Below are 25,489 nucleotides of genomic sequence, written 5' to 3'. Positions count from 1 at the left end.
CGTCAGGATTTCGTAAACTGGCGGATGACATCCATCAATTCATCGATCTTTTCGTCGCCACCAGTGTTGTGGCTCAAAGCATCGGCTACACACCCACGCGTGTGGGATTCCAGTAGCGACAGGCCGACCTGCTGAAGGGCGCTCTTGATGGCCGCGATCTGTACTAAGATGTCCACACAGTAGCGGTCCTCGTCGATCATCTTATGAATGCCCCGCACCTGACCTTCGATGCGTTTGAGCCGCCGCTGAAGGTCGTCTTTCTTGGGCCCGTAACTGTGACTGTGCACATGCACCGACATGATGAATTCCCCATTCCTGATTGGTCTTCACATGTATTATACCCCCGTATAGTATTTGAGTCAAAGTTCAACGCACAGCTGAAGTGTGTGTTTTCGGGGAGGAAAATAGCTAATTCGACAACTGTGATTGGATGAGAGCACCACTTCTTGATGACTCTCGCAAACTGTGTTGAACGCCACACATCGGCACCCTTCATCGATGCGTGGCGTTCGACCCACGACAAAGTTACCTCAACGACTCAATGGTGGTGGCCCGCGTGGTGTCCGTGAGACACGTCGTTCGACTTGTTTAGGTATTTCTCCGGGTCGTTACTGAATGCCGTTTTGCAACCTTCGCAGCAGAAATAATACGTCTTTCCATGATGCTCCACGGAAGGAGTGCCATCTTCCTTGACTTCCATCCCACATACCGGATCTACGCTCATCTAATTTCCCTCCTTGACTTCATTGATGCCCTCACCGCGTAAAACCATGTACATTTTAAGAACTGAGCACAGCAGACAGCCGTTGATATTCATCAATTGTGATTTCACCTTTAGCCAACCGTTCTTTGAGTAAATCAAGCGGCGTACTGGATTGTGCGCGGCGCACGTCGCGTTCAATCGGTTCGTCTTGGTAACCGCGATGGCCCCGGTAGCCATACCCCATGCTTCGAAAATTACCGCCTCCACAGCATCCCACAGTATCTCGCCTCCTTTTGTATAGACACAATACCCCCGTATTGTATATAATGCAACCGTTCGGATGGACTATTTTGGACAGTGCGTGTCTAAGGACTTGTAAGACGCGCGGACAGTCTACATCGTGGGGTGTAGCAGTCTCAATTGTATCGGTGGAGGCGTAATGGTTGACCGCCCTCTCTGCTCCTTGTTAGGCTTAGTACGAACTGTGTTCCAATTGCCTTCCATGATTATAGGAGCAAGCGAGGGGCTCATGCTGTCATCTATGACTTTAGGATTCCATGGCAGACACAGATGCAGCCTTAATGTTGAGATCGGAGGTGGCGACACTGCCCGTTTCTTTGTTGGTCGCGTTTACGGCGGGAATTGTCAGCGCCTTCAATCCGTGCGGGGTCGGCCTGCTGCCATCCTACCTGGTCTATTTGATGTCCGGTAGGAGCGAGGAAAGCCGCTGGAAGTGGTACTTCGGAACGGCATCAGGGGCTTTGATGACAATAGGTTTTATGATGGTGTTCGGCACTGCCGGTCTTCTTATCGGGGTGGTTGGACAACTGCTCTTCAAAGTGGTTCCCTTTATATCGTTCGTTGTCTCCGCAGGTTTATTCGTGGCAGCATGGTTTATGTGGCGTGGGTCGCTCTCCGATCGCTTGTCCTTTGGTGGAGTGTCCAGTCGCATTGAAACGGTGTTTAGAAGAGGGTCAAGCCCGTCATTTATCGCATACGGTGTCAGCTACGGGTTGATCTCCATGACCTGCAGTCTGCCAGTGTTCCTTGCTGTGGTCGCCGAAGGACTGGGGAGGAGTGCGCAGGGCACTGCAATGCTGTTTGCCTCTTATACCGTTGGGATGGGACTTGTTATAACCATTTTATCTACCTTGGCTACGCTGGCGAACTCGTTTCTTAGAAGGTTCATTCGTACTGCTCTTCCAATGGTGCATCGGTTAAGCGCCATCGTGATGGCTGCGAGCGGCGTTTACTTGGTGTGGTATTGGGTCTGGGGGCCGGGCCTGCACACGGTCTTTCTTAGCTGAATTGTGCACAAGAGCAAACCTGTGGTCTGGGGGGGTTATGTTATGAGAAAGGGTACAGGGCAATTGCGTCAGTGGATTTTTGCGACGCTTGCGGTAGTACTGGTGTTGGGTGCTGGCGTCGGAATGTGGAGGTTGAGCACTCACCTACACGTGAATCCAAAGTACGCAACACCGGTGCAAACCAACTCCATCTCAAACATCGTCGCGGCGTCAGTGGATCCCGGTACGCAGTTATCTGGGAAAGTGGCGCCGAACTTTCACCTCACGGATCAGTTTGGGAATTCCGGGAGCCTGTCTTCTTTTCGTGGGAAGGTTGTTATTCTCAGTTTTATCGATAGCAAGTGCACGACAGTGTGCCCACTTACGGCGGCCGTGTTGCAAAATGTCCGTTACGACCTTGGTAAATCCGCCTCAAAGGTGGCATTCGTGGCCGTGAACGCAAATCAGAACGCGACATCCGTAAAGGATACTTACACGTGGTCAAAAGAACACCACGTGTTGCATATGTGGCACTACTTCACAGGTTCGCGCTCACAGCTCCAGAAAGTCTGGAATGCGTATTACGTACAGTCCGTCGTTCTAAACGGCACGAACATTCAACATACGCCAGCGGTGTACGTGATTGGTCCAGATGGGCACGAGCGCTGGATTTACCTTAACTCTGACCAATCATCCACCCCGGTCATCGGCACAGAGGTTCGTATGATCATGAAGCAAGTGGTGCCGCTGATCCCAGGTCACCCAAATATCGCGATACCCTCCGTGCGCAAGTTAGCTTACCTGCCGGGAAAATTCGGTCCCAGTGGGGCCGCACAGCGTTCTTTTACCCTCCCGGACATTCAGCCTGGTGGGACCATGAGCCAAATCACCGTCGGTGCCGGAAACAAGCCTACTCTGCTTGAGTTCTTTGCGACCTGGTGTCCTGACTGCGAGGAAGAAATGCCAACGCTTATTCAATTGCAGAGATGGTCCCAAAAGCATCCAGGATTCGCAGGTGTCGTCGGCATCGACTTACGAGGTTCGGAATCCTCCACAGAGCACGTCAAGTCGTACGCTCAAAAGCTGCGCTTGCCTTTTCCCATTGCACTCGACAGTAAAGACTCCGTTGCTAACATGTACGGTGTGAATGGCATCCCGACGCAGGCACTGGTGTCTGCCTCCGGGCACATCATGTGGTACCATCAGGGACTCATAGGATTTAATCAACTGAAGTCTCAGATTGAACAACACATCGGCGCGTGAAAACCGAGGGTGAGTTTGCTGATTCATATAGCCGGACGAGGGGCGACATCCACCAAACTACACGCAAGCTATGGCGATGCGTGCTGAGCATGTCTGTACCGTGCGAGAACGATGAATGATACAACATACGCATGTGGCTTGGGTCTTGGAGCACTGTTACTCCTTGGGCTCGCCTTGGTTCAAGGCGGACAATTTACACTTGAAGCAATGGGCCTGTTTGAAGTGGTGTGGTTCCGTGACATGAAGACAAGCGGGAAAATACACTTTGTATCGCGTCTCCGATAAACGTATACGTCAAATTTTGCAGTTGGGCTAAAGAGATTGTAGTTGACAACAATGCACACACTCACTTTTCACTACAATGTAATCATTTGCGTTCTGTATCTTTTCACGTCGGTTCCGAATGCTGAATTGGGGAAGAGATGTCTTGAATGACCGAATCAACGAGGGAAAAAATCCGACTTGTTGTAAGCGGAGTGATTTGTGATGATTGCGAAAGGCACGTATCCCATGCGCTACAACACGTGGGGGTTCAAAGTGTATCTGCCAGTTTTCGAAAAAATGAAGCGACGTTTGAATTAACTGACCTAAATCGTCTGGATGCCGTAAAACAGGCAATTGCGGACACAGGATACAAGCCTGGCGACGCCACCGTCCTCAGCGAACCACAGCCTAGCGTTCTATCCGAAACTGGCGGGAACTTCGACTACGACTTGCTAATCATCGGGTCGGGGGGTTCAGCGTTCTCGGCGGCAATCCAAGCAGTGTCGTACGGTGCAAAAGTTGCCATGGTGGAGCGGGGAACTGTCGGTGGGACATGCGTAGAGATTGGCTGTGTACCCTCTAAGTACATGCTTCGAGCGGGCGAGATCAACCGCCTGGCAAAGCAGAATCCGTTCTTGGGCCTTAATACAGATGCCGCGCCAGTCGGTTTGGCGGAAATTATCGACCGTAAAGATGAATTAGTCGGAGAACTCCGCCAGCATAAGCATGTCGACTTGATTGCCGCGTACGGCTTTGAACTCATTCAGGGCGAGGCTCATTTTATAGATGAGTCGACAGTTGAAGTGAATGGACGCGAAATTAAGGCTCGAAACTTCCTGATTTCGCCCGGAGCATCGCCTGCTGTGCCAAACATCTCTGGATTGGAAGATGTGGATTACCTGGTCAGCACCACGGCACTTGAACTCAAGGAACTCCCAAAACGATTGGCCGTAATTGGTTCTGGATATATCGCCATGGAGTTCGGCCAGATGTTCCACAATCTTGGTGCAGAGGTTACCCTGATGCAACGAAGTGCTCGTGTATTGAAGTCGTACGACCCTGAAGTTTCAGAAGCAATCACAACGGCGTTGACAGACCAAGGGGTCAACATCATCACCAATGCGACATTCAATCGAGTCGAGCAGGACGGGGACATCAAACGGGTGTATCTCACGGTGAATGGCCAGAACCAAGTCGTCGAAGCGGAAGCCTTGTTGGTCGCAACAGGTCGCAAGCCCAATACGGAAGCGTTAAATCTGAGTGCGGCGAAGGTGGAAATAGGGGATCATGGCGAAGTAGTGGTGAATGAATATCTTCGCACGAGCAATCACCAGATCTATGCCGCAGGTGACGTTACAATGGGACCGCAATTCGTATATGTGGCAGCTTATGAAGGTGCGCTTGCGGCGAGGAACGCACTGGCTGGAAGCGAAGAAAAGTTCGATTTGGCGGTCATTCCTGGTGTGACATTCACGAACCCTGCGGTTGCAACGGTTCGGCTTACAGAAGAGCAGGCAAAATCCAGCGGATACGAAGTTTTGACTTCCGTACTTCCGCTTGACGCTGTACCTCGGGCTTTGGTCAATCGAGAAAAGACTGGCGTATTCAAACTCGTAGCGGATGCAAAGACACGCAATATCCTTGGTGTTCATGTAGTGGCGGAAAACGCAGGTGACGTCATATACTCCGGCGTGCTTGCAGTCAAGTTTGGGCTTACCGTCGAGGATCTACGGTCAACACTTGCCCCGTATCTAACCGTGGCGGAAGGGATAAAGCTGGCGGCGCTGACGTTTGATAAGGACGTATCGAAGCTTTCGTGCTGTGCGGGTTAAGTCCAGGGAAACCAATGGCACTGCTGTCTTCACGATGGCGGTTGTCGGGGAGTTGTATGGACCGTTCGTGGCTGAGTGGCTGTATCGTAGGTGCCTAGCGAACTGAAGAGAAGACCGATGGGGGCTGTATTCAGCATACAAGAAAGATGGCGCGCCAAATTCATTGCCAATTTGGCACGCCATTCCCTGAATCAATCACCTGTTTTGTACTCTTCTGTACGTCAAAACAGAGCCCGTCAGACTAGGGTAGGCATCTCCTGAACTGATAACAGATGACAGCATCACGGCATCCGAATGTGCGAAATTGGTGCCTTGGGTCGTACAATTGTTTCACCATCCAACACTGCAAGCATTTGCTGAAAAGTACTCAGCGTAATTTCACCCCGCGCCAAGCGCATCTTCAAGATATCAATCGCTGACGGGCGCTGCTCAGCAAGTCTTGTCTCGGGTATGGAAATCGGGAAGGGAATAAAGGATCCGCCACCACCACAGCCCATGATGATTGCCTCCTCGAATGGTCGGTGCTCAGGATGTCTTTGTCTCCGCTGCGATTTTTTCTTTCAGCTTGGCGAGCGCACCGTCAACGTCGCTTTCAAGCTGATCCTTTTTTAACTGATCTATTTCGTAGGACAGTGTTCCCGTCATGGTCGTATACGCAGCCTTAGCCTCGGCCTCTTTATGTTGAACAATGTCCTCCATTCGGTCAAACTTCGCAAACGGGTCGGTTTTGCTGGCACCATTCAGGGAGTCCGCCGCCCCTTTTTGCGCCGTTGCCAATCGGTTTCTTCTGATCAAGTCGTCTCGTTTCTCTTTTGCTTCTGCGAGTTTCTCCTGGAGCAGTTGATGTTGCTCTTTCAATTGCACAGATGTTTGGTCCATCTCAACAAGTTCAGCGTTCATCTCTTCGAGGTGAGTCTTCTCCTTTTGCGACTGTTCCAAAGCTCTCCTCGCCAAATCCTCCTTTTCTTGCTTCAGGGCAAGTTCAGCGCGCTCCTGCCATTCGTCAGTAGCCTTTTGACTGGCCTTGATGCGGTCCCGTAGCATGATTCGTTCCGCCTCATAACGGTTAACTTCCACGGTGAACTCGCGAACATGTTCAGTGGCATCCTCAATGAAGAGGTTCAAGCTTTTCTCGGGATCCTCGGCTTTCGAAATTAAATCGTTCAAATTTGCTCTGACAAGGTCCTTGAATCGGGTAAGTAGTGACATGGATCCGACGTCTCCTCTCGTGATTTATATCGCGTCAGTGCGTGCGTTGCTCTGCATATCGGAAGGATGGTCTGGTCAGAAACCTCATACCCTGTCCCTGCCATGGGTAATCCCACACGAGCTCATGCCCCTGCGGAATCTTCCGCCCGAGCACCTCTACGCGAACCGACACAACGAGGTACACAGGGTTGAAAGGCGGTTTGTACCAGTAACCATTTTCCTGAATAGCGCCCTCTTTGAGCAGTCTTTCTACGGTGTTCTGGTACCGACGCTCTTCATCGGTAATGGAATGTGCGGCCCAGAACTCGGTTAACGTTTGTTGCGTCTGTTCGAGTTCTCCACTTGCTCGAACGTCGTCGACGGCCAGTCGGGCAGTCACTTTCCACACATCATCGTCATCCAAGCGGCTTTTGGGTGAAAAGAGGTCGACGATGAGTGCATTGTCCTGAATGCCTTGGATCATCAGCAGGTAATTCGTGAGTGCTTGCCAATATTGTATTCGGGCATCCTCATGGGTTTCGTGCGGGACATTGCGTCCTCCCATGATGGACCCAATCAGTGCGTCTCCGGTCGACTTGCGGGTGCGAGCTTCCTCATACAGGAGAAGTGTTTCGCGAAACTCGTCCTTGTTCGTGCGAAGACGCAGCACCTCCGGATTAATGAGATCCTCCATATCGCCCGCAGCCCTGCGCAAGCCCAGCAGATAGCCAAGCGGGCACATTTCTTGAGTGAACGCGTGGGAACCAATTTGGATCGGCAAAGATACCTGACCGCTGCCAGGGTACACGGACTCTTTTCTGGCGGCGATCAGCAAATCTGGAATGCGTCCGTACCATGTCTCCGCTTGTTCTTGTGTGGTTCTGGCGACATGTGCGTCTGCGCCACTTAGATCGAGAACGAGCGCGTCACCCATGACCTGAAACGCCTCGGCAATGTGTAATAGCAGTCTGACGCGAGGGCTCGCATCTTCAGCCAGTTCCACTTTCGCTTCGTAGACTTGCTCACCGATTCGCCGGTAGCCTTCTAGATGCTCTGGGGAGCCGGCGTCTTGCCTGGTTATGCCCCCGCGCAAACGGTCGAACAGCCCCAATCGTACACACCTCCTTGACTAAGCCCCCGTTCGAGCAGCCTCAGAATACGCAAAAACTGTGTGGAAACGATGGAGAAACAAAGAACAAATTGTCGCAAGTCACCTGAGAGACAGGACCGACGAAGGCCTCCGATTACACACCGGGGCGACCGTACTCATGCTAGTCACGTGCACCTACTCCCACAGAAACAGGGCTCTCCATATCCAGCTTGGACGAACTCAAAAACAGTGCTGGTTCGCCAGACGAAGCGGAGGTTCAGAGTAGAGATCGGGGAAAATACGTCGTGTGTTGAAGTGCGCGAGTTCCCACCGATGCGCACGCAGGCACATACTTTTTGTCTGGTACCATGCCGCAAGTGAACTTACCACTACGGGTTTGTATATGTTCGTTTGAGGAGGTCATGCGCATGGAGGGGCATGTCGGTGTTTAGGGAGTTGAAGAACGACGTGGTATGTACGGCCAGCACGCACAACATGATGAAGGCGAGCATGAGGTCGATTTCGTGTAGCTGTTATCTTTCGGCCAATGAGTCAGTTTCCTCCCATGTATCACCAATGCTCGACCGAGTGTAGTCCCCTAGCCGCCTGCCCCTGTGCAGGAACGGCATCAATGCGCCGGAAGACATCGAAAAAGGCGACGGGATCAGCCCTTTCCAGCTCAAATCCGGCGGTCTGGAGATTTTCGAGTGTTTTGCGGTTCACATTCGTACCCGTCAAGCGACGCTGAGTGGGTTGATCGCGTTAAGTGCCCACGCGATCAAGCGGTGCTCGCTTTGCATGTGTTCAAGCATCAGTAGGACGCCGTCGGGTTTGAGTACGCGTCGAATTTCAGAAAGGCCCTGGATTGGGTCAGGTACAGTGCAGAACACGCATGAAGAGACAACGGTGTCGAAGGTGTTTGGAGGGAAGGAGAGGGCTGTACGTCCATTTGGAGCAGCCGCACCTGTGCTCTGGCCTCCCTGGCTCGTCGCTTCGCGTAGGAAAGCATCCGCGAACTCAAGTCGATCCCAATCACGGTTGCACCAAGTGGGTAGAAGGGGATGTTGGCCCCAGTTCCCACACCGACTTCGAGCACGTCTCCATGTGCAGCGCTCAGCAACTTCGTGCGTTGCGAGTCGTCTATCATGCGGTCCATGGCTTGGTACAAGGGGGCAATCCGGTCATATCTGCGCTGCACGAACTTCGTAGAGATTTGCATGACCCCATCTCCCGTCTTTGTTTTCGCAGTCAGAAATGCTTTTCCCGGTATCTGTCGACCGCCGCAGACGTCGGTGAGGTTTCGGCATGCATGGTATGTTCCAAGTGGTCGTATTGAGCCTGCAGGTCGTCTAATTGACCACGCAGTGCTGCCAGTTTTTCCTGGGGGGAGCGGCACTTTAGTTTTGCCTGGCCGCGCATCTTATGGTCGGAATGTCCGCCATGCATCCCGCGCATCATGAACACCATCATGAGCGGGCAAATCAGGAAGAGAGCGATGGTTCCTAAGGTCTGTAACATGTGACAAACCTCCTCACAGGTATTGCAATCGCCTTGTCAGTTGTACGAATGGTCACTTTGGACCATTTCACCTCAGCGGCGGTGTGCTAGCGTAAAGGCTATACTGGGACTGTGTCGGGAAGACTCGGGATACGTTCAGCGCTGCTTGAGTTGCTTCTTCATCTCGCTGAACGTGGCGGCGTCAATCTCACCGCGAGCGAACCGTTCGCGCAAGATCTGTGCTGCGTCCGACTCCACCGTGTGTGACCTATGAAGAGACTTATCGAGCACGTAGACCACCAGGTACACGACGGCGACGAGAATGACAATCCAAAGCATGGGTGACAGCCAGCCATACCAGCCCGAACCGGCAAAACCGTACATCATGACAATCCACTCCTTCAGGGAGACAGGCTCCAGAGTTTTGATGGCCGGGCAGGATGAAGCGACGTTCGTCCCGCCCGGCGAAGGTCGCGCTACTTGTTGGACTGATCGTACTGACTCATGTACCCCTCGCAGGCCTGAATCATGGCCTGGCCCTGAGGAGTGCTCAGAGAACTTCCCATCCATTCTCCTGCCTGTGTGGACGCTGCACTCGCAGAAGCAGTGCTTGAGGCGAACACATTCGGGATCGTGAGTCCGCCAATAGCAACGCCGATGGCAAGCACAGGCAAGACCCAGAGCAGTTTTTTCACTAGACTCACCGTCCTTTCTGGGACGCAGGATCTTCCTTCGAGATCGTTATAAAGCGCAAGTGTGGAGAAAGAATGCGGGATGTGTGACAAATTTGCGGATGAGTAACGAAGATTGTGGTTTTTCACGGGAGGGACTACTGTGAAGAGAGTCCTCGTCGTCGATGACGAAGCAAAGATGCGCAATCTGATCCGGATTTACCTGCAGAGTGCAGGTTTTTCCGTTGTGGAAGCGACGGATGGGCAAGAGGCGCTGCGTCAGGTGGAAGCGTCTCGGCCTCATGTTGTGATTCTCGACATCATGATGCCGGGGCTCAATGGGTTTTACGTATGTACGCGGATCCGCGATATGTCAGCATCGCTCCCGATCCTCATGCTGACGGCTCGAACAGAGGTGGAGGACCGGGTTTCCGGTCTCACCCACGGGGCGGACGATTACCTCACCAAACCGTTTGACGGCAGGGAATTGGTCGCCCGGGTGCACGCCTTACTCCGGCGCTCCGCTCAAGAAGAGGATGAACAACTGGCGTTTGATTTGATGGGACTGCGAATTGATGTCAAAGGGAGGAGCGTCGCGGTCGACAAATCGCATGTTCCACTCACGCCTAAAGAGTTCGACCTGTTGCTGGAATTGGCCCGACATCCCGGAAGAACTTTCTCCCGCGAAGAACTAGTTGACCGGATTTGGTCGAGGGACTACGAGGGGGCGGACCGCGCGGTGGACAGTCATGTGAAGAACATTCGAGAGAAGCTGAGGCATGCAGGACTCGAGCCTAGCCCGGTGAAGACGGTGTGGGGAATCGGATACCGCTTCGAGGCCGACTCATGATCCGCCGAAGTCTTGCGGCAAAAATCGGGGTGTCAATCGTGGCCCTGATTTTGCTTGTTTCTGTTCTGCAATTCTTTGCGCTCGATCGCCTGCTCAAAAATGCGTTCAACGGCCAGGCGGCCAGCGAACTTCTCACACAGGCACAGCAGTACGCGAACATGTCGGCCATGGGCGGAACGATGATGATGCAGATGTTGTGCAACACCGCAGACGCCTCTTTAGTCATGGTCAACCCACGGGGGAAGGTGGTCGCGGCATCTCCGTCTCTCCGATTGACATCGCCGAATACAAGTGATCAGTCAGCGATGTCAGCGGCGCTACATGGCGGTGGACGAGTAGTAGTGGGCTATAGCCGTTTGTTTAGGAGTACCGGCATTCTTGCGGCCGTACCCATTCAAGGCCAGGGCGGCGAGTCTGGCGCTGTCCTTATATTTCGCCCTGAAGGCGCAGTTCAAGCGGCCTTTCGTCACGTGACGTGGTTGCTTCTCGTCGCAGGTGTGGGAGGAGTCCTTGTTGCGCTTGGCCTCGTCGTGATCCTGTCAAGGCGAATCGCGAATCCACTGCAACGCATGGCGTTGGCTGCCAAGACGATGACGGGCGGCGACTACTCGGCCCGCGTACCGGTAATCGGGCAAGACGAAGTAGGGACCCTTGGCGAAGCTATCAACGAACTGGCAGTCAACCTGAATCGACTCGATACATCTCGAAAAGTGTTTCTATCGGATGTGGCGCACGAATTGCGCACGCCAATGACCTACATCCGTGGTTACAGCCAAGTCTTGAATGACGGTCTGGCGAATTCGGAAGAGGACTGGCACCAGTACGTGCAAATCATACACGACGAATCAACGCGTCTTGAAACCTTGGTCAACGACCTGTTTGTTCTTGCTCAAGCCGATTCACACGCTTTGGCGATCGACAAGCAAGCCACGGATATGGGGGTGGTGACGTCAGGCGTTGTCGACAGAATGCGCCACAGAGCAGAGGAAAAGGGGATCAATTTGAGTTGCACTTTATCGCCGATCCCGAATGTATCTGCGGACCGGGCACGAATGGAGCAGGTGCTGGTCAATCTGCTTGATAACGCCATTCGATACACGCCGGCTGGAGGCTCTGTGCGGGTGAGTGTGAAGCAGATCGGCAAGTGGGTGGAATTGGATGTGTCGGACACGGGAATCGGGATTCCGCAGAATGAATTGCCGCATATCTGGGAGCGTATGTACCGAGTGGAGAAGTCGCGAGCTCGCGTGAGTGGAGGTAGTGGATTGGGACTCGCCATTGTCAAACACATTGTAGAGGCACACGATGGGCATGTTTCTGCGGCAAGTGAAGAAAACCAAGGCACCACGATCACGGTTCAATTACCGCTCGACCCACCTCAAAGTTAACCTGCGCGACACCGGCTGTCACAGACCGTCCCAGAACTCCACACACTTTCTGCACAATTATCGCCTACCGTGGGAAGCAGCTGAAGATCATGGGGATGGTCTGACTGAAGCACGTGGACTGGATTATTGCATCTGTACTTGTGGTGGCCGGCTTGTCCTGTCTCGTCATTGCGAGCCTAGGCTTCGCACCCATCATGTCCATAGCGGCGATAGCGCCGCGTATGGGAACGATACGAACGGTGAATGTGTTGGTGATGATGTTCGTGATGGCCATAGTAGTCGTTGGAGGCTGGAGTCTCGTGAAGGCCACCCAACGGACGCACACAAAGTGTTCCTTTTGTCAGCGCTACGTTCGGGAAGAGTGGAATGTGTGTCCTCACTGCGGCACAAGATTGCACGCACGGGGCAGATGAAATAGCGACTCGTGCATCAGGAGATAGGGGGATTGGCATGAAGAAAGAGTTGTGGTATGCCCCGTTATGCCCACTTGGGCAAGCGTCACAACCTAATAGCACCTATTCGACAGTGATGCTGCCCGTCATGTAGCCAGGGTGGGACATCGCCCACTGACCATTGTCTAAATCGCAAGGGTCCACACACCGCCAGGTCGAGGTTCCCGCGTGCGTTGGCGTGAACGTAACCGTTGTCACACCAGGACGGCCGCTTTCCTTTGAAGGGGCGGCTTGAACGTTCAGTCCGAGCGCAGGGTCCGTAAGACTATGCGGCATGTCATCGTAGTTGTAGATGATGATTTCCGTCTGGACCCCTCGCATGAGTGTGAAGTTGGCTGGAGAAAACGCATCGTGTTTTTTGCCGTCGGGGCCGAGTTTCATGCCTGGTAGGATAGTCAGATGAACATGTTGTTTGGCATCCGGCGAATCGGATATCGATGTGTTGGCCCCGCTCGAACTGTTTACGGTCTGATTCGATGAGTACGAGCCATACGTTCCCATCATGCCTCCGGTTGGCATCCCTGTTCTGTACGACGGTGCTGTCGCACATCCGGACAATGTCACCAAAATCAGTGCGACACCCTCTGCGATGAACCCGGTTCTCATTGGAGATTCCCCCCTCTGCAATGAGTTCGCGTTTATTGTCCATCTACTATTGCAACGACCGCAAGTTCCGAAAGGACTAGTACAGGTAGTACCCTGTGGTAACATTAAGCATTGATAGCGCCAGACACCCGCGCTTGAATCCGAAGCCCTGCGCAACTTGTAGGGTGACACTGGAGGGCGTGTTAAAGTGAGCGAGGTCCATGTCTCGCGTCGCCGACTCATCATTCCCATTGCAGTTATGGCTGTACTAGTCGTGTTATCTACGTGGATTGTAGCGAAGTATATTCAAAACCAAAAAGTCGCCGGGGTTGGCGACCAAGCGCCAGACATCACGACGACGACTATATCTTCGACACCCTTTGCGCTGAGTTCGTTGCGTGGAGAACCGGTCTTTATCGACTACTTTGCTCCTTGGTGTCAGCCGTGTATTCAGGAAACTCCAGATCTCGTTCGGTTCGCCGAACGGTACGGAAACCGTATTCACATTGTGATGGTTGACCGTGGAGATGGGGTGCCCTACGTTCGGTCTTACGTCCGCCACTATCAACTCCCATCGTCCATTACGGTGCTGTTAGACCCCAACAACCACTGGTCCCACGCGTTTGGAGTGATAGGTCAGCCTGAAACCATCCTGGTCAACGGGAACGGAAAGATTGTTTCTCACCTGATTGGGCCAATGTCTCTGCAACGGATGGTGTCAGCTGCTGAACATGCTGGTATGAAGTAGACAGCGCAGGAATCGTAAATATATAAAGAAAATGGCTGCTACCTGACTCCAGGCGGCAACCGATGTTGGGAGGCATTGCGAAAATTCATTTGACGGTGATTGTACCGGTCATGTAACCCGCGTGCGACATAGACCACCCGTTATTGGGCATATCACAGGGGTCGATGCAGCTCCATGTGAAGGTGCATGCTTTGTGGGGAGTAAACGTGAAAGTTGTGACCCCAATGCAACACGATTCGAAATAACAGAGCTGTTGTTAGACAGGGGAAAAAGTGTGGGGGAATTAGTCGAAGCGGTTGGTGTATCCCAAGGACAAGTTTCCAACCACTTGGCTTGTTTGAAGTGGTGCGGGTACGTTTTATCCCGACAAGAGGGAAACGTGCTGTATCGCGTCACGGATGAGCGTGTTCGCACAATTATTCAATTGGTTGAAGGGATTGTGGCAGACTATGCTGCACATATCAGCGATTGAACACGAATGTAGAGGGAACATGTGGAACTTACCCAGGTTGCATGGCTGTCAGTCGCAAAAATGTAAGGTGGACGGGTAAACTACACCGAGATTGCACTCGTTACTCAATCAGTTTGTGGAGAAATTGAATTCGATACATGTGGAGGTGCACCATGCAGGATTTCAAGATGAAAATTAAGGGTATGACCTGTACTAGTTGTGAGGATCACATCGAATCTGCGCTCTCATCGGTTGGAGCAACGCAAGCTAAAGCAGATTTTCGTCAGGGAGAAGCCAGTTTCAAAACGGGCGTTGAAACGAGCCTGAGCGCATTATTTCAGGCGGTTCAGGATGCAGGTTACGTTCCTGTTGGCATTGAAATGCAGGAATCTACTGAGGTACAACCAAGCTTTAATCCTGATAACAGCGTTGATTTCGACTTCGTAATCATTGGTTCAGGCGGAGCCGCTTTCTCTGCCGCCATCGAAGCCTCGAAATACAATGCTCGCATTGCCATGATTGAGCGCGGGACTGTTGGTGGAACGTGCGTGAACGTTGGCTGTGTTCCCTCCAAAACGATGCTTCGCGCAGGTGAAATCAATCATTTGGCAAACACGAATCCATTTATCGGTCTACATACCTCATCGGGGTCTGTTGATGTAAAAACACTAACAGAACGGAAAAACGAGTTGGTTGGCGAATTACGTCGACACAAGTACGAGGATTTAATTTCAGAATACGGATTTGACCTCATTCGCGGAGAAGCTCATTTTGTAAACGCGAATACCGTGCAAGTTGGGGAACGGCAGATCACCGCTTCGAAATTTTTAGTTGCAACAGGGGCATCCCCATTTGTACCCGATATCCCAGGACTTAGAGACAGTCATTATCTGACGAGTACATCACTCCTTGAACTGACTGCCCTGCCAGAACATCTTGTGATTATTGGTTCTGGCTACATTGCGCTCGAACTTGGACAAATGATGCTTAACCTTGGGGCAAACGTAACGATGATTCAACGAAGTAATCGAATCTTAAAATCGTATGAGCCAGAGGTATCGGAAGCTGTGACAGCTGCCCTGCGTGAACAAGGCATCGAGATCATCCACGGTGCGACGTATGAGCGTGTGACCGAAGAGAACGGAATCAAGAGCGTGCATGTGACCGTCAACGGTGAAGCTCGTGTCATCACAGGTGATGCCTTGCTGGTGGCAGTGCGACGTTCACCGAACACGGGTTCACTCAGGCTCGAAAATGCCAAAGTGAACGTGGGCAGTCGTGGTGAAATACTGGTGGATGAGTATTTAACGACAAGTAACCCCGATATTTTCGCCGCAGGTGATGTCACGCTTGGACAGCAGTTTGTGTATGTAGCGGCTTATGAGGGGGCAACGGTTGCGGCGAATGCTTTCGATGAAGAAAGACGGAAGGTGGATCTATCGGTTGTCCCAGGGGTCACATTCACGAACCCAGGGATTGCAACTGTAGGATTGACCGAAGCTGACGCAAAGCAACAAGGTTATGATGTCATCACGTCGGTATTACCGCTTGAAGCGGTTCCACGAGCACTTGTGAATCGAGAAACGACAGGTGTATTTAAACTCGTAGCCGACGCAACTTCGCGCAAAATCATTGGGGCGCATGTTGTGTCTGAAAACGCGGGTGACGTAATTTATTCGGCGGTATTAGCTGTGAAATTTGGTCTTACGATTGAGGATTTGAAAGGAACGCTCGCTCCCTATCTGACCATGGCGGAAGGGTTAAAACTGGCAACGCTTACGTTTGATACAGATGTTTCTAAACTCTCGTGTTGCGCGGGGTGAGGTGGTTAGCCTTACCCACGCCTCCTCACTCCTTCTTTACGAAAACCGAATTGTAGGTAGTAAGGTTCAGGACTCCGTTAGTTCAAGGTCAACCAGTCATTTTCGCTTTACAAACACCAATCCGAAATGATACGGTTTCAAGTCAACTTGAACATCCACCACGTACCCTGCCTCATTAGCCCATCGAATAATTTGTTCAGGTGTTGGGCGAATCGCCATAGATGGTCCTCCTGGAGTATCCTCACGTTTTCAGTGAATGACCCCAATCATACCATCAGAATTCAACAAGCTATGAGTAACTTTCAATAAAGAAGCAGGATTTTCACAATGCAATATGTTGAATAGCGAAATGTAGTCGATACTACCAGAGTAGCTTTTAAGGATACTGGTTGTAGAATCATCAGATATGTCGCCTTGAATCGCGATGATGTTGTTATGTCCGTCTCTAATTGCTTTCTTCCTGCATGACTCCACCATTCCCCTATCTATGTCTATACCAATAGCAGTTCCGCTAACCAATCGTGAAGCGGGTAGTAAGAATGTACCATACCCACACCCGACATCAACGAAAGTATCCACACGTTTGTCCACTTTGAGTTGTCGCAATATTACTTCTGGTTCATAATACCCTTCCCAAATGTCTTCTGAAGGCATTCCAGATTCACGATACTTCGACATAATGTCTTCTCCTATGACGGATTATGTGGTTCAAAGTGAATTCTACATCACCAAGAGTCAATCGGGAAACGCAAAAGAAGACTATATTCATCAGATGGTCCAACTTTTACCAACCGTAAATAGCGGGATTTAAGTCAATGACTTGCAAACATCAGACAGTCAGAGTATTATTCAAGTAATCAATTGAATACTTTACAAACGGAGGTGAGTAAAGTGGGTACCGATACACGAGGTTGGAAAGATGCAATATACGAACAGTTTGGGCGGATTGGAAAGGCGTTATCCAGTCCACGCAGACTCGAAATATTAGACCTTCTATCACAAGGTCCGAAGAATGTTGAAACATTGGTGCTTGAAACGGGAATGAGTGTTGCGAATGTATCTCAGCATTTACAAACCCTCTTACAAGCACGTCTTGTTCAATTTGATAAACAGGGCACTTACGCGGTCTATCAGTTATCCAATGCCAAAATTTCTGCTCTCTTACTCCTCATTCAAGCGATAGGGGAAGACCTTTTGGCGGAGGTCAGATTACTGCGGGACGAATTCCTTTCGAATCGCGATTCGTTTGAACCCCTTACCCTCGACGAATTGAAGGCAAGGATGGATGTGGATGAGGTATATCTGATTGATGTAAGACCCAAAGAGGAGTTTGAATACGGGCATATCCCTGGAGCCTTTTCCATTCCCGTGAAGGAACTTGCGGATCACTTATTAAGCATAGATACGAATCGCCCTGTAGTTGCCTATTGTCGGGGGCGATACTGTATGTACGCGGTAGAAGCTGTTGAAATGCTTAGAGAACATGGGATTCATGCAATTCGCATTGATGAAGGTGTCCGTGAATGGAAACAGCAACCGTTACATTGAGCACGTTCTGAAATCGTCACGTACCAGAAGTGAAAAATCCATTAGGAAGGGTGATTCAAGTGATATTTAGGCAATATCTACACTTTAATCCTGTTGCGGCTTCATACCTATTTGGTTGCGGTGGTCAAGGCAAAGGTGTCGTTGTTGATCCTCTGGAAAGTGAAATTGACTTTTACGTTGAGCAGGCAAATGCCGCTGGAATGAAGATTACACATGTTTTTGATACACACCTGCATGCTGATCATATCTCTGGTGGGCGCAAATTGGCTGCAAAGACGGGAGCCAAGTACGTGTTACATCGGTCAGCAGAAACCAACTTTTCTTTTATGGGTGTCGATGATGGAGATGAAATCATTGCAGGGAATGTCGTCATTCGTGTCCTTCATACGCCTGGACATACGCCTGAACATATTTCCCTGCTTGTAACGGATATATCAAGAGGGGAAAAACCGTGGTTTGTGTTGACGGGGCACACACTGATGGTCGGAGACGTAGGGAGGACTGAACTTGCCTCCGATGTTGAAAAGGGTGCATCTGATTTATTCGAGAGTCTTGGAAAGTTTCTGGGCATGGATGACTATATCGAAGTCTATCCAGGTGCTTTTTCGGGATCAGTCTGCGGTCGCGCGTTGAGTGGAAAACCAGCTTCGTCAATTGGCTTCACACATATCGACTCTCGTAAGGTGTGCTTGAAAAGTGGGGAGTAAGTGGTAAACTCGATATAGGAACACACGTTCGTATATCGAGGTGGTATTCATGAATCTCCTGGAGTTTATGCAACAGTTCTCTGATGAGAAATCCTGTGAGGAGCGTCTCATTCAACTGCGTTGGAAGGGAGGCTTCACCTGCCCCAAGTGTAATCATTCAGAAGCCCTACTGGTTCATGCGAACCACAGGCGTGACGCCGACCGCAGAGTCCCGCTGTTCGAATGCAAGCAGTGTCACCGCCAGACTTCCGTCACCGCTGGAACCATCTTTCACAAGAGCAAAACGCCGCTCTACAAGTGGTTCCTCGCAATATACTTGGTCAGCAATGACAAGCGTGGTGTTTCTGCGAAGACACTTCAGCGTCACATCAGTGTCTCTTACGATACGGCTTGGAATATGCTCCATAAAATCCGTCATGCGATGGCGGAGCGAAACGCCAAGTACAAGTTGGAGGGCATCGTACAGGTCGATGACTTCTACCTCGGCGGTAAAAGCAAAGGCAAACGGGGACGTGGTACAGCGCAGTCACCCATGGTCATGGGGGTTTCACTCAAGAAAGGAAAACCTCAATACTGCTTCGTTGAGGCAGTTGACGACCTGAGCAAGAATTCGATACTGCCTGTACTACAAGGCAATCTCGGGGCTGATGTCGTCTTAGAGACGGACGGGAATTGGTCGTACAGCGCCAGTGCAAAGGAAATGGACATCCCGCATGTGGTGACGTTGTCCAGTGACGAAAACGCTCATGAAACGTTCCACTGGGTCGATACTTTGATTAGCAACCTGAAGGCATTCATTGACGGCACATACCATGGACGGGAGCAGTACAAGCAACTGTACGCTGCCGAGTTTACGTACAGATTGAACCGTCGTCATATGGGGCACGGGCTCGTAGAACGGCTGCTCAACACCTGCGCATTAGCGCCCCCAATAAATGTTAGGCAAACTGCCTAAGTGGGGGCTCAGCCCAAGTCACTTACGAGACTAGATATGTGCGATTGGCTTTGAGCGTCAGTTCAATAAGGGACTGCAAATTCGTGATGAGACCGATTTTGTAACATTTATGACGAAAGATGTCCCTCCAAAGCCTGAGAATTTCGATGAGATACGCAGGACGAACATGGGTTACGAGAAATGAACAAGTTGGAACGGGGACGGTCACAGCCGTTCCCGCCGTTTTTATAGGGGGACAACGCAATGAAAGAACAGTCTATAAGGCTTGGGCTTCGACCCAACATAGGGCAATTTGTTTTACTGGCTGTCAACAACGCTTTTGTTGGAACTATGGTAGGAATTGAGCGTACAGTTGTGCCGATCCTGGGGCAGAGAACATTTCACTTAAGTTCGTTGGCGGTATTACTTGCCTTCATTGCGTCCTTTGGTTTCGTGAAGGGACCTTTAAATTTAGTTGCAGGGAGATTGGCAGACAGATGGGGACGAAAGCCCATCTTAATCGCAGGTTGGGTGTTCGGACTGCCTGTACCCTTGATTATTATATTGGCTCCATCATGGACATGGATCGTCATTGCAAATCTTTTACTGGGAGCCAACCAAGGTTTTGCATGGTCAATGACTGTCACCAGTAAGATGGACCTTGTTGGACCGAAACGAAGAGGAATGGCGTTAGGTATCAACGAGTTCAGTGGTTATATTGGTGTTGCAGCGGTCAGTACGATTGCAGGATATTTGGCTTCCGCCTATAGTCCCAGACCGATTCCATTCATCGTATCAGAGATAATTGGGGTGATCGGACTTCTAACCGCACTGATTTTCATTCGCGAGACCTTGCCCTTTACCAAACTGGAGATGCCAACGAAAACATCACATGAAATGACACCATCACTTGGACGTGTGTTTACCTTAGTGAGTTTCAAAAACCGCACACTGTTTGCCTGTAGTCAGGCGGGTTTGATTAACAAATTGAGCGATACGGCAATTTGGGGACTTGTGCCTATACAAATGGCAAGGGGTAACTTTACAGTTGCACAAATTGGGTTAATGAGTGGTATTTATGCTTTCACATGGGGGGTTCTTCAACTTGGTTCAGGAATCTGGAGTGACCATGTAGGACGCAAACTTCCGATTGCATCAGGACAAATCCTAAACGCAATCGGCATTGCTTTTGCCCTGATAGCACATTCATTAGCCGTCTGGGTGATTGTCGCCTTACTCACGGGGTTGGGCACAGCTCTGGTATACCCTGTGTTGCTTTCCGCCGTTGGTGATGCATCGCATCCATCGTGGCGCGGCTCTGCGCTTGGTGTCTATCGCATGTGGCGTGATGGAGGCTATGCCATCGGGGGAGTTTTACTGGGGTTAGGTGCAGATTGGATCGGCGTCCACGGCATCTTTATAGTGTTGGCGGCTATCGTCTTTTTGTCAGGCGTTACCGTAACCATTTTGATGTCGGAAACGTTGAGAGCAACAGACCTTAAAAACTGAGACATACCGTATGCAGTGAATTTCGCGTTCGTCCGTTCCCGTTATATATGTTCTCAGAATAGTTCGCGCTACAGAGTGAATTGAGCTGCAAGTAAGATAAATAATCTGTACAAGACACCAACCCGTTGTGAAATGGGTGACTATATCATATCATCAGGTTATGAAGTGATGAAACGAGGTGGAGAATGTGAGCACGACGGTTGACACCGCTTTATCCGTTCGAGCCAAGTTTTTTCGCGGGTTGGCTGACCCTTCACGTTTGACATTACTATTGGCACTTCGCCAAGGTGAGAAGACCGTTAGTTCGTTGAGCGCGGAAACAGGTCTTTCACAAAGCAATGTATCTAACCACTTGGCTTGTTTGAAGGATTGTGGATTGGTGCTGAATCGGCAAGAGTGGCGACATGTGTACTACCGTGTGGCTGATAAAAAAATATTGCACTTGTTGAATGTTGCCGATGAAGTGGTGGCGGATAATGCACAGCGTATTGCTGATTGCGTGAATTACTGCGCAAACGAAGATAAATAAGGGAGGTGTTTAATGCGTGTCTAGACCAACACACAATGTATCACTTCGCAAGGGTGTGAACATCGAGTTGATGTCGATTGCCTGGATGGTCATTGAAGCAGTCGTCGCAATTGGCGCAGGAATTATTGCACATTCTTTAGCTCTGACTGCCTTCGGTGCTGACAGTGTGATTGAACTCGTCGCTGGAGGCGTTTTACTTTGGCGGTTGACAGTTGAGTCCCGTGGAGCAAGTTTAGCTCATATCAAGCGGGCAGAGAAGACTTCGTCATGGGTCGTGGGAGTCGCCTTACTCTTGCTCGCGGTCTACATCGTTGTCGCGTCCATTGTTAAGCTGGTCAGCCACCAGGGAGCTGACACGAGTTACCTTGGACTCGGCTTAGCCATTGCGTCCGGCATTATCATGCCATATTTGTCACGAACAAAGAAGCGAATTGGAACGGACATTGGTAGCAAGGCTCTTCGTTCGGACGGCTCCTGCAGCATGGTCTGTGCATACATGTCGTGGATTCTCATAGCCGGTGTGGTACTGACCGCTGTTCTGGGTTGGTGGTGGATTGACTCCGTAGCGGCATTAGCTCTCGTTTATTACGTGGTCAAAGAGGGATGGGAAGCAATCGAGGAAGCAAGGGGAAAAGAAGACGCTTGTGGGTGCTGTCATATCTAAGTTTATATAAAGGCGGTCCGACTACGGGTTGCCTTTATACGTTTGCTTGTTCTTTACGTGGTAGACAATTTATTGCGCACATGGGGGCGTTAACTGAATAGGGGTTTTGCTTGATAGCCCATTTGGGTCGTATAATTATTCAATGGTCTCACCGGAGATCCTAATGCCTAACATGGGATTTAAACACTATATTCCGAAGACGCCAAATTAATTGCAACTTCGTTGTATTCAAAAACATGTAGCGATATTTTGGGGATACCCATTTGCTTCACGAGGGCTTCGAGAGCTTGCATGGTTTGTCGTCCATAACCCTTGTCCCTTGCATCTTCGTTCATTTCAATGCCATAAATAAACATTCCCTTCCCTTCATCACGCACCTTCAGCCATAAACAGCCGACGTCTTGGTCACTGTTTTCATCTTTGACATTAAAGAGATAGGTATCCAAGGTGTCTAATCCATCAGGCATTATCTGTTCAAACTCATGCTGTGAAACCTGCATCGCCTCTTCAGCCGAGACGTTGCCCACTCGCACCTTTTCTTCGGCATGAAACTTTACATTAGCGTCCAACCACGTCTCATACTTCTCAATTGTCATTGGCACCAACTTGACCACGGCTTTCCCGATTCCCTTGTAGTTTCCACCAGATTTGGCATTTACTATGTTCGTTGCTGAACAGTCCATTCCTCTCTAAGCTGCCCAAGTGTTGTTTCAACGGTATGGATTTAATCCGGGCTGGTTAGTCACGGTGCGCATGAGCATCTCGGGACTGTCACTTTTGATCGGCGTTTCGATACGCTCTGGTCTGGTGCAAACCTTTGCAGTGTGGAAGGATAAAATAGACGCCGTGAGAATGGTTCTTCTAGGAATCATCGGCTTGCTGGGAGTTCAATATTCGTACTTCGCCTCGATCCGGTACGGTAACGCAGCCACCGGTACGATGCTCCAGTACATGGGGCCAATTTTCATAACCGTGTATGTAGCATTGCGGAGTCGTCGTATGCCGCACACGTCTCAATTGGTGGCTGTCATTCTTGCGCTGACTGGTGCTTTTCTGCTAGTAACAAATGGAAATTTCCACAGCTTTTCAGTTGCATGGTTGGCGGTAGTTTGGGGAACCATTTCAGCACTAACTGCTGCGTTCTATACGCTCTATCCAAAAGCCTTATTGCAGAAGTATGGCGCTGCAACCGTCTCTGGATGGGGGATGCTCATTGGTAGTATCGGAATGGGCTTATCACTCCGCCGTGGCACTTTTCAGGCCATAGCACGCTCGGAACGTGGTGGCTAGTAAGTTTTGTTGTAGTGTTCGGCACGCTCATCGCATTTTACGTCTACATTGCCAGTCTGAAGTATATTTCTGCTTCTGAAACAAGCCTTTTAGCGTGCGGCGAACCACTTTCGGCAGCAACTATCGCTGTTGCTTTCCTGCACGTGGAAATGGGTTTGGCGGCAGTGCTTGGAGGATTGTGCATCATTGTGACAGTGGCCATCTTAGCTCGCAAGGGATCTAACCAACAAGAGTAGTACATGCGGTATGACTTGTTTTGGTTCGACGGAGGTGATAGTTGTGTATTACAACATGTTATTCGAAAACGATGTTCCAGCATCCCTTCGCTCCTGAGCGAAGCGGATTGATTCATATCCCTTCGTCGGGAACACGCCAAATCCGACAAGGCGGAGGGAATTAAATGAGGCAGAGATATTTGGGTGCCGTCCTCTTGGCGCTTGCCGCAAGCATATGGGGCGGCATGTATGTAGTGAGCAAAATCGTTTTGGAAGTCGTTCAACCACTTGCGCTCGTTTGGTTGCGGTATGTCGTCGCTCTTGCGGCGCTGGTACTTGCCATACTCGCAACAAGGCAATCGTGGCGAATACGTTGGCGAGATGTACCTGTGGTTGTTGCCATTGGAATTGTTGGGTATGCAATATCCATTTGGACTCAGTTCCTTGGAACAAAGCTGACTACGGCACAGATGGGCGCTATGATTACATCATCGACGCCGGCGTTGATGGTCGTTTTCGGACGACTGATTCTAGGCGAAAGGATCACACTCCGAAAAGCGTTATCCGTCGGATTGGCAACCATTGGGGTCCTGATGATTGTTGGCATCGGTGGATTCGGAAGTTCTTACGAACTCGGTGGGGTGATCCTGTTTATCGCTGCGCTTACATGGGCGTTAATGTCCGTGTTGGTAAAACGAGTGTCGACGGCCCATTCACAGCTCGTTGTCACGACTTACGCCATCCTCGTAGCGACCATTGTGATTACGCCAGTCGGCATTCGACAAATGCACGGATTGGGTAACATATTGTCCCACCCAGTCCTTTGGGGCGGTGTGCTATACCTCGGCATCGTCTCGACAGCAGGTGCCTTCTTTCTCTGGAACAAGGGCTTGCAGATGGTTGATGCAGCAAGTGGTGGCTTGTATTTCTTCTTTCAGCCGCTCGTCGGGACATTTCTAGGGTGGCTTGTTCTTGGCGAGCAAGTGACAATGACGTTTTGGATTGGTGCGACTTTAATTCTTGCAGGAGTTATGCTCGTGATAAGGGAATAAATGGACGTAGAAATGAACGAATAGGGGGCGGTTGGCAACCGCTCTCTTTTCTTTTGGGTACGCCCGGCACGGGCGGTTTCTATAGTTGGAGCACAGCCACATGATGTTCAATGGTACCCCAAACGAGAGGGTGGGGAGGAGGGCAGGATGCGTCAATACCTGAGCAAAGATGAGGCTTGGGCTGTTATAGACAATCACTGTTGGGTGTTGACGAAGGTCGATGTATGACTTTGTCGGTTCCGATCCTAAAGGTTTGGCTTGGTGCTCTCGCCATTCACCGGCCTATTCCGTCTTGACCAAAATGATGCAAATGAAGGCTTTGGAACTGAATGGCGTATCGTACAGCGGTAGTCACCGTGGCATCGGTTGAGGAATGTCGCAGTCGGCAGTCGTTATTTAGGTAGTCCGTGTTCAGATTATTGTTTATGCACCGTTTGGGAATAACTGATCCCAGTTCATACTGGAAGGAGTTACAAATGGGAAACACCCTTTTTGCAGTTCGCCCGAAACCGCTGCCCGGAGAGTCATTTTGGGGCTATCTGCGCCGTCTCTCCCATCAAAACGGGATTCCGGTCTTGACCGTCTTAAACTCCATAAAAAGTTGGGAGCAAAAGTACGTTCAGCGAGCGGATTTCGGACTGCTTGATATATCTCCCGGAAGCTTAGTGGACATGGGGAAGTTCGCAAATTTAACCGGGCGTACAGTGGAGGAACTATTGCGTACAACGTTTCAACCTTTACTAACCAAGTTTGGCGCAAGGGAAGACGTTCAACGGACTCGCTTCATGTCGGGCATGATATTGAGTTCATATCGGTTTTGTCCCACGTGTTTGAAGGAGAGAATATATTATCGGCTACTATGGAAGATGAGTTGTGTAACATCCTGTGTTGAACACAAACTGTACCTGGTCGACACATGTTCTAGTTGCAAAAAACAAATCAGCTTCCGG

30 protein-coding genes and 2 pseudogenes are annotated in these 25,489 nt (G+C 50.6%); 18 read left to right on the top strand and 14 right to left on the bottom strand.

Annotated elements, in window-relative coordinates; translation table 11 throughout:
- Positions 1-2: 2 nt before the first annotated feature.
- The 3 genes from JC200_RS09295 to JC200_RS09285 all read right to left on the bottom strand — a co-directional run bounded on the left by JC200_RS09295 (position 3) and on the right by JC200_RS09285 (position 980).
- Positions 3-299, bottom strand: coding sequence for a metal-sensitive transcriptional regulator (locus JC200_RS09295; protein ID WP_274435985.1), 297 nt, complete (start codon positions 297-299; stop codon positions 3-5).
- Positions 300-538: 239 nt separating this feature from the next.
- A complete protein-coding gene (locus JC200_RS09290) occupies positions 539-724 on the bottom strand; it encodes a YHS domain-containing protein (RefSeq protein WP_274435984.1) in 186 nt (61 codons plus the stop codon).
- 55 nt (positions 725-779) lie between these two features.
- The gene (locus JC200_RS09285) at positions 780-980 is read right to left on the bottom strand and encodes an SHOCT domain-containing protein (RefSeq protein WP_274435983.1); all 201 of its coding nucleotides are present in this window, start codon (positions 978-980) and stop codon (positions 780-782) included.
- Positions 981-1,284: 304 nt separating this feature from the next.
- On the opposite strand from JC200_RS09285, the gene JC200_RS09280 reads away from it, so the two are divergent.
- From JC200_RS09280 to merA (JC200_RS09270), 3 genes are all read left to right on the top strand, one after another.
- Entirely contained in the window at positions 1,285-2,010 is a 726-nt protein-coding gene (locus tag JC200_RS09280) for a cytochrome c biogenesis CcdA family protein (RefSeq protein ID WP_274435982.1), read from the top strand.
- Positions 2,011-2,052: 42 nt separating this feature from the next.
- Entirely contained in the window at positions 2,053-3,252 is a 1,200-nt protein-coding gene (locus JC200_RS09275) for a redoxin domain-containing protein (protein WP_274435981.1), read from the top strand.
- Positions 3,253-3,683: 431 nt separating this feature from the next.
- Positions 3,684-5,348 carry a mercury(II) reductase gene (gene merA / locus JC200_RS09270; protein ID WP_274435980.1) on the top strand — a complete coding sequence of 555 codons (1,665 nt, stop codon included), beginning with the start codon at positions 3,684-3,686 and terminating at the stop codon, positions 5,346-5,348.
- A gap of 281 nt (positions 5,349-5,629) precedes the next feature.
- On the opposite strand, the gene JC200_RS09265 is transcribed toward merA (JC200_RS09270), so the two are convergent.
- From JC200_RS09265 to JC200_RS09235, 7 genes and pseudogenes are all read right to left on the bottom strand, one after another.
- Positions 5,630-5,845 carry an SHOCT domain-containing protein gene (locus JC200_RS09265; protein WP_274435979.1) on the bottom strand — a complete coding sequence of 72 codons (216 nt, stop codon included), beginning with the start codon at positions 5,843-5,845 and terminating at the stop codon, positions 5,630-5,632.
- Between the two features lie 28 nt (positions 5,846-5,873).
- A complete protein-coding gene (locus JC200_RS09260) occupies positions 5,874-6,557 on the bottom strand; it encodes a PspA/IM30 family protein (RefSeq protein ID WP_274435978.1) in 684 nt (227 codons plus the stop codon).
- Between the two features lie 34 nt (positions 6,558-6,591).
- Positions 6,592-7,647, bottom strand: coding sequence for a hypothetical protein (locus JC200_RS09255; RefSeq protein WP_274435977.1), 1,056 nt, complete (start codon positions 7,645-7,647; stop codon positions 6,592-6,594).
- 713 nt (positions 7,648-8,360) lie between these two features.
- A pseudogene (locus JC200_RS09250) lies at positions 8,361-8,773 on the bottom strand (class I SAM-dependent methyltransferase).
- A gap of 101 nt (positions 8,774-8,874) precedes the next feature.
- Positions 8,875-9,144: a DUF2933 domain-containing protein gene (locus tag JC200_RS09245; protein WP_274435975.1), complete on the bottom strand. Its 270-nt coding sequence runs from the start codon at positions 9,142-9,144 to the stop codon at positions 8,875-8,877.
- A 135-nt stretch (positions 9,145-9,279) separates the two neighbouring features.
- Positions 9,280-9,510 (bottom strand): SHOCT domain-containing protein, encoded by a 231-nt coding sequence (locus JC200_RS09240; protein ID WP_274435974.1) that lies wholly within the window; start codon positions 9,508-9,510, stop codon positions 9,280-9,282.
- A gap of 89 nt (positions 9,511-9,599) precedes the next feature.
- Positions 9,600-9,818, bottom strand: a complete 219-nt coding sequence (locus JC200_RS09235; RefSeq protein WP_274435973.1) for a hypothetical protein — start codon at positions 9,816-9,818, stop codon at positions 9,600-9,602.
- 139 nt (positions 9,819-9,957) lie between these two features.
- Here JC200_RS09235 and JC200_RS09230 point away from each other — a divergent pair, with 139 nt between their 5' ends.
- Both JC200_RS09230 and JC200_RS09225 read left to right on the top strand, forming a co-directional pair.
- Entirely contained in the window at positions 9,958-10,644 is a 687-nt protein-coding gene (locus tag JC200_RS09230; RefSeq protein WP_274435972.1) for a response regulator transcription factor, read from the top strand.
- Complete coding sequence (locus JC200_RS09225) at positions 10,641-12,032, top strand: ATP-binding protein (protein WP_274435971.1); 1,392 nt, start codon at positions 10,641-10,643, stop codon at positions 12,030-12,032. The genes JC200_RS09230 and JC200_RS09225 overlap by 4 nt, the downstream gene beginning before the upstream one ends.
- Before the next feature lie 515 nt (positions 12,033-12,547).
- On the opposite strand, the gene JC200_RS09220 is transcribed toward JC200_RS09225, so the two are convergent.
- Positions 12,548-13,090: a cupredoxin domain-containing protein gene (locus tag JC200_RS09220; RefSeq protein WP_274435970.1), complete on the bottom strand. Its 543-nt coding sequence runs from the start codon at positions 13,088-13,090 to the stop codon at positions 12,548-12,550.
- Between the two features lie 187 nt (positions 13,091-13,277).
- On the opposite strand from JC200_RS09220, the gene JC200_RS09215 reads away from it, so the two are divergent.
- The 3 genes from JC200_RS09215 to merA (JC200_RS09205) all read left to right on the top strand — a co-directional run bounded on the left by JC200_RS09215 (position 13,278) and on the right by merA (JC200_RS09205) (position 16,091).
- Positions 13,278-13,817, top strand: a complete 540-nt coding sequence (locus JC200_RS09215; protein WP_274435969.1) for a TlpA family protein disulfide reductase — start codon at positions 13,278-13,280, stop codon at positions 13,815-13,817.
- Positions 13,818-13,938: 121 nt separating this feature from the next.
- On the top strand, positions 13,939-14,289 hold the full coding sequence (locus JC200_RS09210; protein WP_338000208.1) for an ArsR/SmtB family transcription factor: 351 nt from the start codon (positions 13,939-13,941) through the stop codon (positions 14,287-14,289).
- A 152-nt stretch (positions 14,290-14,441) separates the two neighbouring features.
- A complete protein-coding gene (gene merA / locus JC200_RS09205; RefSeq protein ID WP_274435967.1) occupies positions 14,442-16,091 on the top strand; it encodes a mercury(II) reductase in 1,650 nt (549 codons plus the stop codon).
- A 96-nt stretch (positions 16,092-16,187) separates the two neighbouring features.
- Here the strand turns inward: merA (JC200_RS09205) and JC200_RS09200 are convergent, their stop codons facing one another.
- Positions 16,188-16,310 (bottom strand): hypothetical protein, encoded by a 123-nt coding sequence (locus JC200_RS09200; protein ID WP_274435966.1) that lies wholly within the window; start codon positions 16,308-16,310, stop codon positions 16,188-16,190.
- A 30-nt stretch (positions 16,311-16,340) separates the two neighbouring features.
- The gene (locus tag JC200_RS09195; protein WP_274435965.1) at positions 16,341-16,769 is read right to left on the bottom strand and encodes a class I SAM-dependent methyltransferase; all 429 of its coding nucleotides are present in this window, start codon (positions 16,767-16,769) and stop codon (positions 16,341-16,343) included.
- A gap of 213 nt (positions 16,770-16,982) precedes the next feature.
- Here JC200_RS09195 and JC200_RS09190 point away from each other — a divergent pair, with 213 nt between their 5' ends.
- From JC200_RS09190 to JC200_RS09165, 6 genes are all read left to right on the top strand, one after another.
- Positions 16,983-17,639, top strand: a complete 657-nt coding sequence (locus JC200_RS09190; protein ID WP_274435964.1) for an ArsR/SmtB family transcription factor — start codon at positions 16,983-16,985, stop codon at positions 17,637-17,639.
- A 50-nt stretch (positions 17,640-17,689) separates the two neighbouring features.
- Complete coding sequence (locus tag JC200_RS09185) at positions 17,690-18,346, top strand: MBL fold metallo-hydrolase (RefSeq protein WP_274435963.1); 657 nt, start codon at positions 17,690-17,692, stop codon at positions 18,344-18,346.
- A gap of 49 nt (positions 18,347-18,395) precedes the next feature.
- Positions 18,396-19,301 (top strand): IS1595 family transposase, encoded by a 906-nt coding sequence (locus JC200_RS09180; RefSeq protein WP_274435962.1) that lies wholly within the window; start codon positions 18,396-18,398, stop codon positions 19,299-19,301.
- A 243-nt stretch (positions 19,302-19,544) separates the two neighbouring features.
- On the top strand, positions 19,545-20,789 hold the full coding sequence (locus JC200_RS09175) for an MFS transporter (RefSeq protein ID WP_274435961.1): 1,245 nt from the start codon (positions 19,545-19,547) through the stop codon (positions 20,787-20,789).
- 187 nt (positions 20,790-20,976) lie between these two features.
- Entirely contained in the window at positions 20,977-21,318 is a 342-nt protein-coding gene (locus JC200_RS09170) for an ArsR/SmtB family transcription factor (protein WP_274435960.1), read from the top strand.
- A gap of 16 nt (positions 21,319-21,334) precedes the next feature.
- Entirely contained in the window at positions 21,335-21,982 is a 648-nt protein-coding gene (locus JC200_RS09165) for a cation diffusion facilitator family transporter (RefSeq protein WP_274435959.1), read from the top strand.
- A gap of 179 nt (positions 21,983-22,161) precedes the next feature.
- On the opposite strand, the gene JC200_RS09160 is transcribed toward JC200_RS09165, so the two are convergent.
- Positions 22,162-22,665 carry a GNAT family N-acetyltransferase gene (locus JC200_RS09160; protein ID WP_274435958.1) on the bottom strand — a complete coding sequence of 168 codons (504 nt, stop codon included), beginning with the start codon at positions 22,663-22,665 and terminating at the stop codon, positions 22,162-22,164.
- A 22-nt stretch (positions 22,666-22,687) separates the two neighbouring features.
- Between JC200_RS09160 and JC200_RS09155 the strand changes: the two genes are divergently transcribed.
- From JC200_RS09155 to JC200_RS24415, 4 genes and pseudogenes are all read left to right on the top strand, one after another.
- Entirely contained in the window at positions 22,688-23,272 is a 585-nt protein-coding gene (locus JC200_RS09155; protein ID WP_274435957.1) for a DMT family transporter, read from the top strand.
- Between the two features lie 14 nt (positions 23,273-23,286).
- Entirely contained in the window at positions 23,287-23,508 is a 222-nt protein-coding gene (locus tag JC200_RS24420; protein WP_274435955.1) for an EamA family transporter, read from the top strand.
- 164 nt (positions 23,509-23,672) lie between these two features.
- Positions 23,673-24,539: a DMT family transporter gene (locus JC200_RS09145; RefSeq protein WP_274435954.1), complete on the top strand. Its 867-nt coding sequence runs from the start codon at positions 23,673-23,675 to the stop codon at positions 24,537-24,539.
- 425 nt (positions 24,540-24,964) lie between these two features.
- Positions 24,965-25,435, top strand: a pseudogene (locus JC200_RS24415) (TniQ family protein); the annotation flags it as partial.
- Between the last annotated feature and the right edge of the window lie 54 nt (positions 25,436-25,489).

Origin of the sequence: Alicyclobacillus sp. ALC3, from assembly GCF_028751195.1 — a bacterium.
Lineage (GTDB): Bacteria > Bacillota > Bacilli > Alicyclobacillales > Alicyclobacillaceae > Alicyclobacillus_L.
The sequence above is the reverse complement of the archived record's forward strand: the minus strand, read 5'-3'. Positions and strand labels throughout refer to the sequence as shown.

Excerpts from the sequence above, each read along its gene's own strand:
- JC200_RS09175 (WP_274435961.1), top strand. The coding sequence starts at position 19,545 with ATGAAAGAACAGTCTATAAGGCTTGGGCTTCGACCCAACATAGGGCAA.
- JC200_RS09280 (WP_274435982.1), top strand. The coding sequence starts at position 1,285 with ATGTTGAGATCGGAGGTGGCGACACTGCCCGTTTCTTTGTTGGTCGCG.
- merA (WP_274435980.1), top strand. The coding sequence starts at position 3,684 with ATGACCGAATCAACGAGGGAAAAAATCCGACTTGTTGTAAGCGGAGTG.
- JC200_RS09275 (WP_274435981.1), top strand. The coding sequence starts at position 2,053 with ATGAGAAAGGGTACAGGGCAATTGCGTCAGTGGATTTTTGCGACGCTT.
- JC200_RS09265 (WP_274435979.1), bottom strand. The coding sequence starts at position 5,845 with ATGGGCTGTGGTGGTGGCGGATCCTTTATTCCCTTCCCGATTTCCATA.
- JC200_RS09200 (WP_274435966.1), bottom strand. The coding sequence starts at position 16,310 with ATGGCGATTCGCCCAACACCTGAACAAATTATTCGATGGGCTAATGAG.
- JC200_RS09240 (WP_274435974.1), bottom strand. The coding sequence starts at position 9,510 with ATGATGTACGGTTTTGCCGGTTCGGGCTGGTATGGCTGGCTGTCACCC.
- merA (WP_274435967.1), top strand. The coding sequence starts at position 14,442 with ATGCAGGATTTCAAGATGAAAATTAAGGGTATGACCTGTACTAGTTGT.
- JC200_RS09220 (WP_274435970.1), bottom strand. The coding sequence starts at position 13,090 with ATGAGAACCGGGTTCATCGCAGAGGGTGTCGCACTGATTTTGGTGACA.
- JC200_RS09145 (WP_274435954.1), top strand. The coding sequence starts at position 23,673 with ATGAGGCAGAGATATTTGGGTGCCGTCCTCTTGGCGCTTGCCGCAAGC.
- JC200_RS09180 (WP_274435962.1), top strand. The coding sequence starts at position 18,396 with ATGAATCTCCTGGAGTTTATGCAACAGTTCTCTGATGAGAAATCCTGT.
- JC200_RS09160 (WP_274435958.1), bottom strand. The coding sequence starts at position 22,665 with ATGGACTGTTCAGCAACGAACATAGTAAATGCCAAATCTGGTGGAAAC.
- JC200_RS09195 (WP_274435965.1), bottom strand. The coding sequence starts at position 16,769 with ATGTCGAAGTATCGTGAATCTGGAATGCCTTCAGAAGACATTTGGGAA.
- JC200_RS09295 (WP_274435985.1), bottom strand. The coding sequence starts at position 299 with ATGTCGGTGCATGTGCACAGTCACAGTTACGGGCCCAAGAAAGACGAC.
- JC200_RS09225 (WP_274435971.1), top strand. The coding sequence starts at position 10,641 with ATGATCCGCCGAAGTCTTGCGGCAAAAATCGGGGTGTCAATCGTGGCC.
- JC200_RS09260 (WP_274435978.1), bottom strand. The coding sequence starts at position 6,557 with ATGTCACTACTTACCCGATTCAAGGACCTTGTCAGAGCAAATTTGAAC.
- JC200_RS09245 (WP_274435975.1), bottom strand. The coding sequence starts at position 9,144 with ATGTTACAGACCTTAGGAACCATCGCTCTCTTCCTGATTTGCCCGCTC.
- JC200_RS09290 (WP_274435984.1), bottom strand. The coding sequence starts at position 724 with ATGAGCGTAGATCCGGTATGTGGGATGGAAGTCAAGGAAGATGGCACT.